This is a genomic window from Streptomyces sp. NPDC057694 (genome assembly GCF_042799415.1).
Classification (GTDB): domain Bacteria; phylum Actinomycetota; class Actinomycetes; order Streptomycetales; family Streptomycetaceae; genus Streptomyces.
In genome coordinates, this window is record NZ_JBHVIX010000036.1 from 6,602 (window position 1) to 18,658 (window position 12,057).

The following is a 12,057-nucleotide window of genomic DNA, read 5'->3' on the forward strand; positions in this document are numbered from 1 at the left end:
TCACCCCGCCGCCCCAGGGGGCCCGTCCATGCTGATGGGCCCCCATCCGGGCAGTTCGTGCCGCTTGTTGGGAAGGGGGCCGCCCAAGGCCCTGTACATCCGCATGACGTCCGCATCCACACTTTCCCTCATAACTATTTTCACGAACGTTTCAGCTATGAACTCGACAGGCGACGAGGCGGCATAGTCACTTACTCTTCCGGCTATGTTTCGCGAACCCTCCGAAACCCATACCGTGTGGGTGAGGTCATAGAAGGCGCCAGGATGAGACTGCTCGTGGAAATAGTGAGCCAACTCATGCACATAGCTCCTCTCCCGCCAACTCGCATACGGCATCATGAACAAATGATTCGGCGGGACAAATTCAGAAGTCGAATTCTTCTTCGACGCGACTTGTTCGCTTATGCCTCGCTCGCCGACATGCACATCCATGCCCCCGTATTTTGACAGGTACACCTCTATCTTGCCCAGCGGGAAATCGAACTGCTCGCTGATCATCCTCGTGGCCTTGGTCAGATTATCGACCTGGCTACCCCGCAGCGCGTCGGTCGCATCGTAGTGAACCGTGTACAACGGCTGACCAGAGGGCAACCGCATGTTCGGCAGATATCGCCGCTCCAAGGACGTAACGCGAGCATCTCGCAGATCGTCGGCACCCCTCACATAGGAATGCAATTGTGGATAGTTCCGAGCAACGGCGGACCTTTCGTCGTCAAGCATTTCCTTCACCTGTTGCCGACTGAGATCCGACGTCACCCGACCCTTTTTCATCTCCTCGATCAGCTCGGTGAGACGTCGGGCGTGGAAGGCGTTATCCCTAATGGCTTCCATGGTGTAGTGCCTGGGGAGGTGCCCGTCAAGTCCACGCGGCACAGTGAGCGGGCTCGGCCTGACGTCGCCGCTGCTCGTGGCAGCGGATTCCTCTCGCCTCACATAGGGCTCGAAGCTGGTCGGCAGTTTGTAGTGCCGATGGCTGATCCTCGCCGCGGAGGCCCAGAGCGCCTCCGAATTCTGCAACGGCCTCGGTCCGGGGCGCTGGGGCGCGGACGGAGCACTTCCTCTCCGCGGACGTGCCGCCTGGACTCCGTGAGCGGAGCCACCGCCCAACGAGCTCTCGCCGTCCTCGGACGGTGCGATCTCCGGCCGGATCGCGGGCTGGGTGCTGTCCTTGCGCGTGGGCTGAATTGCAGGCATGAGCGGCGCCCCGGTCCGATTCCTGGACACCGGAGGCGGATTCTGGCGTGTGCGTGCGACCCAGTGATCGATCCTTTCCGGGGCATGGTTCACACCGTATGCCGTGTCTCCGGATTCCTGGCGCTGGGGCTGGGGCTGGGGCTGCGGCTGGCGCTGGGACTGGGACTGGGACTGCGGCTGGTATTGGGGCTGGGACGCTGCTGGACGGCTGACAGGGTTCCCGGGCAGCGAACCGCGCCGTGGGCGCTGCGGCTGCGCTGGTGGAGGGGCCACTTCCCTTTCTTTGCCCTTGCCGGTTCGGCGCAGGACCGCCGGCGGCCCCTCTGGCGGCGCGGCCGCGGCATTCCTTTCCAGCGAAGTACCGACCCGGGGTGCCTTCGTCAGACGTACCGGCTGGGTCGGCGCGGCCGCGGGGGGTTCGACCGAACGTCCCCGACTCGTGGTCGCCCTGTTGTCGTTCCGCGCATCGGCCGACGCTGACCCCGCGAGGTGCGCCAGAAGCTGCTCCACGCTGGCCTGCAGGTCGGCCACCGCGTTCTTACGGGATTTGTTCGAATGGCTGCGGGCACTCCAGGCGTCGATCGCCGAGCGCACGAGCGTCAGCTGGCGGTCGTTGGCCTGGACGTCTCCGGGCTCCTTGGCGCCTTTGTTCACCCACAGACGCACGTATTCGATGATGGTCCGAAACTCTGGGGAGCGCTGTCTGTACTGAGCTTCGTAAGTGGTCAGCCAGTTCTCGACAGCGTTCACCAGGTCCGTCGGGAGCTGGCGGACCGCAGGGCCCGGTGTGCGGTCCCGGTGGGCCCCGCTCCTGCTGGTGGAAGCTCCAGGGTTCCCGCCCATGGGACCGGTGGGCGCAGTCAGTCGCCCGGTGAGGGCGCGAGCGAGAACTTCGGCTCCCTCGGAGTCCTGCGGGTTCTCCAGCAGGTGATCGGCAACGATGAAGAGGTTACGTATCTCGTACGGCTGATCTGTGAGTGTCGGGATGGCGTCGAGGAGGCTGTGTTCCAGGCTCATCGGCGTTATCTGGTACGCGCCGAGCAGACCGTGAGCGGTGATGAGCGCCTGTTCGAACGAGCTGGCCGGACCGGTCCCGGCGTCGTCGGCCTGAACAGCCCCCGCCTCGTCTTCTGTGATCCGGTGCCAGCGGGTCTGCATGCGCCGGAGAGCCGCGGTGCGCTCGACGATGCCGGGTACCTCCGGCCGAGGGCGGGAGGGGGTTTCGGTCTGCGGTGAGGTGGTCAGGACGCTGAACACGTCGTCCGATGTGAGCGACGCCCCGTCCCCGCTGTCCCGGTCGGACAGGCGGGACGGCCCGGCGACCGGGGCACCGGCTTCCGTGTGGGCCGCGGCCGAACCGGTCCGGGCGGGCCCGCCACCGCCGGGAAGAGCGGCATCGGCGCCGGCCGTCGTGCCCCCCTGCTCCGGAGTGACCGATGCCTGCGCCACGGCTCGGGCAGCCTTCGGACCGCTGCTCCCGAGCGCCAGCGCGACAGCGCCACGCCGGTGGTTCACGCCCGGCTCGACGAGGCCGCCCGGGACCGCTCGCAGAAGCGCGTCGACCTCCTGCCACGTCTCCGGGGACTGCTGCTCCCAGGTCTGGCCGAAGACGTCCACGCCGAGCCGATGCAGGGCGGTCCCGGCCAGGACGAGGCTTTCGGCCGCGGCCTTCAGGCCGGCAGCGGGTCCTGCCTTCCGGGAACCCCGGGTCTTCAGCCCGTCCAGCGCGTCGTGGAGACGCTCCACGTTCTCGGACACGGCCCGCACGTCCCGCACGAGCCGCAGCTCCGCCCGGTCGGCAGTCTTCACCGCGGACCCGCCGCCCGCGCTGTCCGCCCCGGCCGTCCGGAGGCCCGCGGCAGATGCCGCCAGTTCCCTGGACCGTCGCAGGAGAGGGTCGTTGGCGATGCTGTCCAGCGGAGGGGGGCCGGACTGGAACCGTCGGCTGGAACTCCACCGGTAGGCGTTGTTGACGTTGCGGTCCGTGCTCACGTCGTACACGACGAGATCGACCTTGAAGTCCGGTGCCAGTGCGTAGAAGAGCGCCACGCCGCCGCTGCCGCCGTTGATGTGCGCGTGCAGCGCCACGTTGATCGCGTGTGAGTCCTCCCGCACACCCTGGCCGTGACCGGCCACTGCCGCCAGGACCTTCTCGTACTCGACGAGAACGTTGCTGTCGGCGCCCATGCGCTCGGCGGAGTGGATACGGCCGCTCAGCTCCCAGGAGCCGGGCTGATGCGCCCGGAACGCGTCCGCTCGCCGCGCCCGGTCCTCCTCTGCCGCCGCCAGGGCGGCCTCCCGGGCGGAGACCACCTCGCGCCAGGTGTGCGTGGCCGCCGACTTCAGTGCCGCGTACCGGTCGCCCGCTGCTACGTCGATGGAGGCCAGCCATGTGGCGAAGTGCCGGTCGAAGGCGCCGGACTCGGCCGACAGGTCGCGCCGGGCCACGTCGGGATCGGCAGCCTCCGTCGGCGCCGCGGGCAGCACCCGCTCCGCGAACGGCCGCAGGAGATACGTGTGCAGGCGATCGGGATGGGCCGCGAGGTCCCCGGCGATGTCCGGTGCCGCCGCCAGCAGCAACAGCAGCTCCGGATGGGTCGCGGCTTCCTGCGCGATGCCGCGGCCGACCGGTCCGGCCAGCAGGTCGACCGCCTCGGGAGGGAGAACGCCCAGGGGCGAGGTCTCGGCGGGCCGCGCGGTCACGGGGCTCTGGTCGCCGTCCGCGGCGGGGGTGGAAGCTGCCGCGGTCTCCGCGCTCGGTGCGGCCGTGGTCGCGGCCGTCGCCGGTCCGGCGGCGGCGAGCCCGTCCTCCGTGCGCAGCCCGAGGAGAGCCGTGCGCAGGCCGTCCGGGTCGGTGTCATCGGCCAGTCCTGCTGCGTCGCCCTTCCTGAGCAGACGCTGCACATCGCTGACGAAGTCGGGGTCGGCAAGGGCCTGTTCCTGCCACTGCGCCCGCGCCACGAACGCTGTTCCCAACGACGGCTGCGACGCGAGGAGCGAGGCGACTCCCGGCTGGCGCAGTGCCCTCAGCAGGGTCTCCGCCTCGGCGGCCGTCATCCCCTGGGGCGCGTGTTCGACGAGAAGGTCCGTCACGGCCTGGTGGCGTCGAAGGAAGCCGCGTGCCTGGGACGTCAGCGACGCCGCGAGAACCGGATGCCGCTCCACGACGGCCCAGACCTCGCTCCGCTGCGCCGCCTCGTCGAGCAGGGTCCGGTTGACGCGGAGGGCCTCGACCAGCTCGGGGCGGGTCCGCAGCGCCTTCAGGAGTACCGGCCGGTCCTTCAGCAGCTCCGGCAGCGTGCGGTGGGCGGCGAACACCGCGCGCAGCGGTGAGTCGGCGGCCAGTTGTTCCGCCAGCGAGGCGTCCCGCCGCACCAGGTCCAGCAGGTCCTTCCGGAGCAGTCCCGTCTGTCCCGCCGACTCCGCGCGCGCCAGCGCCTCCAGCAGCGCCGGCGCCTCCAGCACGTACGGCAGCACCTCCGTCGTGAGCACCATGGGCAGCACTTCCGGATGAGCGGCCAGCCCGCGCATCACCGCCTCGTCGCCCACCAGGCGTGTCCATGTCTCCGCGTCGGCGGCCACCTCGGGCCGGTCGCCCAGCACGGCTGCCACCTCGGGAGCTTCCGCCAGCGCGGAGACCAGCTCGGGACGGGCGGCCGAGGCGTCCATGCGGCCTTGCGCCACCACCACCGCGCGGAGCACCGCCTCCGTGGCTTTCGACAGTTCCTGCGCCAACCGTGGATGTGCGCGGAGCGCGGGAAACGTCTCTTCACGCTCTGCCACGGCGGCGGCGAGCGCCGGGCTGCGATCCACCATCGTGTGGAGATGACGCGCTCCTTGCTGCGTCAATTGGTAAGCCCTCTTGTCGAGGGCGTTGATCGCACGTGGGTTCTTCCGCACATTCGCGACCCAGGCGGCATCCAGGAAGTAGCTCACCCCCCATCGACTCCGATACAGGTATAGGGCGTAGTCGTCGTGCATCAGCAGGGCGTCCAGCCCCGGCACCCGGGTCACCTCACGCAGAATCTCCGGGGAGCGGCGGAAGACGTCGAGGAGTGACGGCCTCACCAAGAGGAGCTCGAAGAACCCGGGGAGGAAGAGAAGCGTCTGCGCAAGGTATCGGTCGCTCCGCGCTGCCCGCAGCAACCGGTCGTCCTCCAAGAGGGCTTCGTAGGCACGGACGACGTCCTCGCTCATGGCCTCGGAACCCGGTTCCCCGTCTGTGAGAAGCCGCTGAGCCCGAGCCCTGTCACCCTGGTGCAGCCCAGTGAGGAGTTTGTCGAGCGCCTCCGCCACAAAACCAAAAAGTGGAAGCCCTTCCTCGGTGACGAGTGATCGCCCGCCCGCTTCCCTGACGGCCTCGATGAGGCCGGACAGTGCACGGTCGACCACCTGGCCGGTGTCTTTCCCGCGCGCCTCCTTCCGGGCATCATCCGCACCCAGCAGCGAGCGTGCGAGATCGTCGAACCGGCCCGCCTCAGCTTCCCAGACCGCCGGGAAACCGGGACGTGCCACAGCTTCCCGCAGCACCTGCGGGAAGCTGATCAGCACCAGTGCCATCGGTCCGCCCGGCGTGCCGCCGCCGTCGCTCAGTCGCCGAGCGAGCAGCGGAAACACTTCACCCGTCAGGAACCGCCTCCAGTGCTCCGGCAGCATCCGGCTGTAGACACCTGTCAGGGAGCCGAGCAGCTCAGGCGCCGCCAAGACCTTCCGGACGACCTTCTGCCATTCATTGGTGCGGAGCTCACGGCTGAGCGAGGGATAACGGTAGAAGAGGCGGAGCAGCGCCGAGTTTCCCGCCTCCAAAGCGGCACGCGACTCACCTGGGCCGTCTTCGTGCCAACGTCTCAGCACATCCACACTGCGCTGCAAAGCAGCGGCCACCCAAGGGCTCGCTTCCCACTCCATATCAGGCAGACCGAGCACGTACTGACTGTAGTGACGGGTCAGGAACGCCAGTCGCGGAGACCGATAGACCTGGTCCAGGAAGTCGGGTGACCTCTTCGTAATCTCGTTGAGATCCAGCCGGTGGTACAAGTTGCTGTCGTGGCGGTACACGGCCGCCATATTTGCGTGCCGGGCGGCGACCTTCAACGCCTTGAGTGCCTGGACATCGTCGTCTGGAAGATGCAGACCGAGTACCGACATGCGGATGACACGGCGAAGCACGTGTGGCGTGGTGATCACGTGGGGTGCATTCGTCAGGCGGCGCCTCAGCTCGACGGACGATGCAAGGGGCGACAAGAGCTGTCGGGCAAGGTCTCTGTCCTCCTTACGAGCCATCAGCGCGCTGACGGCGGGATTCTGCGCGAGCAGGCTGACCTCATGGGTCGCGGGTGCCGTCCCGGCCCTGCTGGCGGACGTCACTGGCCGCGGCGGCGCCGTCGTGTGCTCCAGCGCATCGATCAGCTGGTCGTCACCGACACCGTCATAGCGGAGCGGATCATGGGACAGGGCCACGGCGGTGGCGGGATTATTAACCGCTGCCGCGATGCGCCGGCCGTCGCGGAGCAGCCGTAGTGCCAGCTCCGGCAGGTCTTCGAGCACATCCGTGAGTTCCGCGTCCTTGGCGAGTTCGCCGAGTACCGCCGGGAAATCCTTCACCACTCGGAGAATCTCCGGCTTCGAAAGAACGACGCCGAGTTGCTCGGGAAACGGACGCAGCACCGCTTTCAGGCTCTCGTCGGTGAGCAGATCCCGGTAGAACTCCACCGTGCCTGCCCGTTTACGCGCGGCCTGCTGGTAAAGGACGGTCGTCAGCGCCGCCTCGCTACCCAGCCGCCACAGCGCACCCTCAGGATCATCCAAGCCGAGTAGAGCTGTCGCGAAGTTCTCCGACATGTCGGCGAGCACCAGGACATCAGCATGCATATCGCTCACGTGCCGGATGAGGTCCATTCGGCCGTCGAAGAAACGCAGCAGGCGGGAAGACTCTCCGACCAAAATGCGCATGTCGGGGCCGTTTTCGAGGACGTCGAGGACGTCCTCCCGCCCCAGGATGTCCGCCGTGCGCTCGTCCTGGGACTTGAACCAGGCGGCCGGTAGCCTCGACAGCCAGTCCATCACGGTGGGCGCTTGTCCGAGTTGGTCGATCGTACGGGGGCGCAGGGCCAAAAGACTCAGCAAGAAAGGTTGGTGTGCTGCTGCGTTCAGCACGTACGGATGGCGCAGCAACGCGGTCTGCAGAGCGTCGTCGCCAGTGCGGATCCAGTTCACGGCCTGCACCAGCTGCGTCATTGACGTGGCCCGCAGAAGGGGCGCCTTCCGCAACTGGTCCTGGGTGAGGGTCATGACCTGGGCTCGCTGACGCTCCGTCAGGTCAGGCAGGAGTCCAACGAGGCGGCGCACCTCACGGACCGTCTTCTCGGCGAGCGGAGGGAGGCCGTCTGCCGTCCCATCGCTGCCGGACGCGGTCTCCGTGGCCGCTGAGGCGGCTTGGCCGGCGACGCCTCGTCCGGATTTCTTCTTCGCTCCTCCCGGCAGTCCCGGCGCATCGGAGGACACCAGGGAGGCTGCGATGAGAGCGGCCCGCTCCTTCAACACCTCCCGCCTTCCCTCACTGCCGAACCGCTCGTAGTGCAGGCGCATCACCTCCGCCGCGCCGACCCGTTCGCGCTCCCCGCCGGTCATCGCACGCAGCACACGGTTGACCTCACTGGTCAGGAAATCCTCCGTGAAGGCACGCTGGTCGGAGGTATGCGCTGTCGTGACCAGTTGCCTCGAGTCGCCGTCCAGCTCGGCAAAGCCGTCTTCCCCACCGCGCGCCGCTGCCTGCCGGCCATCGCCGGAGCCGGACGGGACGGCCGGCGGATCGGCGTGACCGGCACCGGCAGCAGCGGAACTCGCCCGCTGGCCAGAGTAGGTACCCAGTGTCCGGAGCAGGACTCCTGACAACCGGTCGTCGGCGACGGCCTCGTCGAGCGCATGCCCGGTGGCAGCGGCGTCACCAAGCTGCTGAGCAAGCTCGGCCCGCCGATCTTCCAGGGCTGTGCGCAGCCCCTGAACCATCGCATCCTCGGTGTCCACAGCACCGATGAACGGCTGCCGAGCGAGAGGTACGTCGGCGGCCCGTGCCGACGAACCGGTCGAACGGGGGTCACGCTGGGAAGCCGTGGACCCCAGCCACGTGCCGGCGTCCTGTCGAGTGGACGATCCGAACGCCCGCAGCCAGGCCAGAACATGGCCGGCCTTGTCGATGTCGGCACTCAGCCCCTGCGCGTCCTCAGGTCGCAGAGCCCGAGGGTGATCGCGCGGCAAGCCGGAGAGCACCCGGGCGCTGTCGATGAGGCTCTGCAGACGGTCCACAGCTTCCGGCTGCGGGAGGCGGCCGAACGCGAACTCGGCCAACTGCGCGCCCATCCAGCGCTCTTCGGCCGACGGCAGCAGCATCGGCTCCGCTCCCGGTCTCACGCCGAAGCCCTTGAGGGCCACCGCTCGCGCCAACAGACCCCCAGTGTCGCGGACCTCGGGGCGGTCCAGAATCCGCCGGATGTCCCTGGCGGCCTCCGCCATGTCCGGCTCCGGCCGACCGGGCTCCGGCAGTGCGTCGAACTCCTGCTGCGTCAGGCGTGCGAGGCCGTCATAAGTCCTCTGGACGTCCTGCGGGGCCGAGAGCTCTGCGTTGACACCGAGATGCCGCATTTCCAGCAGCACCAGCGGATGGCCATCGACGCTGTCCATCGGCCAGGCGTGCATGCCGATGACCTTGTAGTGACTGACGTCCCTCTCACCGTGCGCCGAGCCCCGCAGCACCGATGCCACATAGTCGCCGATCCTGAGCCCGCCTGCTTCCTCGTCCAGCAGACCATGGGCGTCAGGCGCATTGCCACCGACGGCCCTCCGACGCATTTCCACGAACCGCTGTGCATGGTCGACCAGCCGTTGGCTGATCAGCATGTACTCGCTGTCCAGGAAATACCGCACCGGCTCGCTGAGCGCCTCTCTGACGTCCGACAGCCTGTTGCGTGATGCCGCCGTCAGTACGTTCTTCACCAACATGTTCGAAAAGAAGCGCTCCTGCAAAGGAGATGCGGTGACATGAGAGAACAGCAGCCACGCGAAACCGTGTATCTCCTTCACCCACGGCAGTCCGGACAGATACGCCACATCTCCTTCGGAGACATGTCGGCCGGTCAGCCAGCTGGCGAAAAGCGCTGCGACGCTCTGGCCGAAGCCGTCACCGGCGGCGGACAAATGAGCCAACACCGGAGCTGCGGGAGGCAGTTGGTTCTCCGCAAACTGCAGCACGGCGCCCAGTGCCGTGCGAGGCACTCCGACAGTCAACTGGGTGTACGCCGGGTGATCCCAACTTCCATGTGTGGGATAGACCGCGACATGGGCCCCTGCGGACGTGATCTCCCAGCCGTCCTGTTCGCGAAGTACCTCCCTCAGACCCAGCACCTTCATGCGCCGGTCGGTCTCCGCCAGAGCACGACGCGTGCGCTCGATCGACTCGAACAAAAGCCTGCGGGGCATCCGGCTGTCCTCGCCACGGAGCGCAGCCCCTGGAGGCGTCACGAGCTCGGGGATCGGCATGACCACGCTTCGCAGCGGGACTCTGTCGCCCCTGACCGACTGGGCTCGCTCCTGAGAGGGGAACAACAGGCCATTAGGAGCTTGGTAAAAGAGGTGGTGGTCCACCGCGATCTGCAAGCCGGAGGAGTGATTGGCCAGGACCGTGTTGTATTCCAGTTCGCCGGCGTCCGCTGGACGTAGCAATGGATGCTGCAACTCGATCTCGATGCCGATGGCGCCCCCGACCATTCCGGTCATCTGCTTGGTGACGAATTCCCTGCGCAGTTGCTCGGACAGCACCCGCGCCGGATGACCGGGATCGTCCAGACGCGCATCCGGCCCTGCCGTGTGAACGGCGTGCGCGACCAGATGGACGATGTTCTCGTGCAACTCCGCGTACTGCGCGGTGGGCGACCCCGCTTCCTGGTCCGATCGCACCGTCGACGGCGGCTGATGACGACCGGCCATCACACCAGCGGCCCGCACCAACAACGCCTCGTAATAGTCCACCGGCAGCTTGCTCAGCACCCGCCTGGCACGGTCGAACTCCTCCCGACGAGACAACGCCTTCTTGTCGACCTGAGGATCGACCGGTGAGTCGGCACCCAGCGACGACGCCGGTGCACCGTCGTCCGTCGCGTCGGCGACCGTGGCGGCGCCGGAGCCCTCGGGCGGGATCGGCATCCGGTCGGCCGAACGGGTCTGCCCGGCGCCGTGGGCGCGATCACCCGACCGCGGTGCCTCCTCGCTCCCCCTCAGTACCTCGAGTATGCGTCGTTCCATGTCGTCGGACGCGAGGGGACGGTCGGCGCCGACCGTGTCGGGAGTCGGCTCCCCCATGCCGTATGGCTCCGCCGCGGCCGACACGGTGACGTCTGATTCATGGTCATGGGGTTCATCCGGTCGCCGGGAATCGTCACCGAGCCGATCCGAAGAAGTTCCGTATGTATCCAGTGGTTCGGTGAACCGGTCGGCCTGTTCCGTCCGGCCGGGCTCGGTGGCGTTCCCGAGGGTGCCGATGTCTCGAGTGGTGGATACATACTGCGCGGGCTCCGCCCCGTCCCTCGGCTCGCCGATGCGGTAATCCACCCGGGGAGCCAGATCCGCGCGGCGGCGCGCGGAGGGGTGAAGGGTGGCGGGAGCACGGTGGGAGTTCTCCCGCAGGGCGGGGCGGCGCGCGCCGTCGGTGGGCGGCGCGTCCTTGATCACGACAGTGCCCGTGGCCGGGTGCGGTCGCGGTTCCGTGTCTTCGGTGGTCGCCTGGCCCGCCTCTGTGCGGGGGGCACCGTCCCGGTCCGGTGCCGGGGTGGAAGAGGCTGCGAACGCCGAGATGTTGAAGTGGGGCGGCTGTCCGCCGTCGAGAGCCGCGACGGCCCACCTGCCGATGTGATCCGCGTACGAGTCCACGGTCACGACGACCTGGTTGCGCAGAGCGGTCATCGCGTCGGGCCCGAGCGCGGCCGCCTGCCGCGCCGGTATCACCTCGTGCCTGTGCACGATGTCCAGGTCCGCGCCGAGCGCTCGCGCCTCTGCCCTCAGACGGTCGGTGACCTTGGCGGCCCGCCATGTGTCCAGCCAGCCCGACAGGAACGGGATCCGGCTGGTCCCCACCGTGCGCACCGTGACACGGGGCCCACGGAACTTGGCTTTGTCGTTGCGGTCGGCCAGGGTCGTCAAACGGCCCGCGATACCGCCCAGGACCCGTGCGCTGTCCGCAGAGAGGGCATGGCGCCCCTTGGCGAAGCGCACGATCTGGGAGGGACGGACCGCAGCCACCTGCCCCCGTCCGTTCACCGACACGTCGATGTCCACGCCGTCGACCGTGCCGGAGTGGATCCTGCGTCCGGGGTTGCCCAGATCGGGCACATTGTGTGCCGGACTCTCCCGCACCAGGAGAGCAGCCCGCCGGACGTCCTCACCGGTCCAGCCGCGAGCGAACTCGCCCGTCCGGTACTCGGGATCGATGTCAGCCAGACTGATGAGCCCTCGCCCGGTGTCAGGGTCAGGATCCAGCACACGCGGCCCGTCCACGTGTACCAGCCTGCCCGACCGCGTGACATACAGGTCCCCGGTGCCCACGCCATAGCCCCGCGTGTCGAACAGCTCCGCCCCGGGGAACTCGTGCGCAGACTCCGCCGGCCCTCCACCGCCCGGTGCGAAACGCGCGGCCGGCCCGGAAAGAGCGGGGTCGGTCGCCCCCGCCCCGGCACCCTCCAGCCACTGGCCGACAATGTCCCGGGCCGCCTGCTCAGGGTCACCGGCCGGCAGCAACCGAAGCAGCATCTGCGCCTGAGCATCGGCCAGGAACGCCTCCTCAAGCCTGCCCTGCCCATCCGGCCCACCAAGGTC

General features: G+C 68.3%; 1 protein-coding gene (running past one end of the window). It reads right to left on the minus strand.

Annotation, left to right across the window (positions count from 1 at the left end; genetic code table 11):
- Positions 1–12,057, minus strand: partial view of a hypothetical protein gene (locus ACFVDP_RS40725; protein WP_383501838.1) — the 3' end only. It continues 31,398 nt past the right edge of the window; 12,057 of the gene's 43,455 nt are visible here — the last part of the coding sequence; its start codon lies beyond the right edge, outside the window — the gene reads right to left on this strand; the stop codon is at positions 1–3.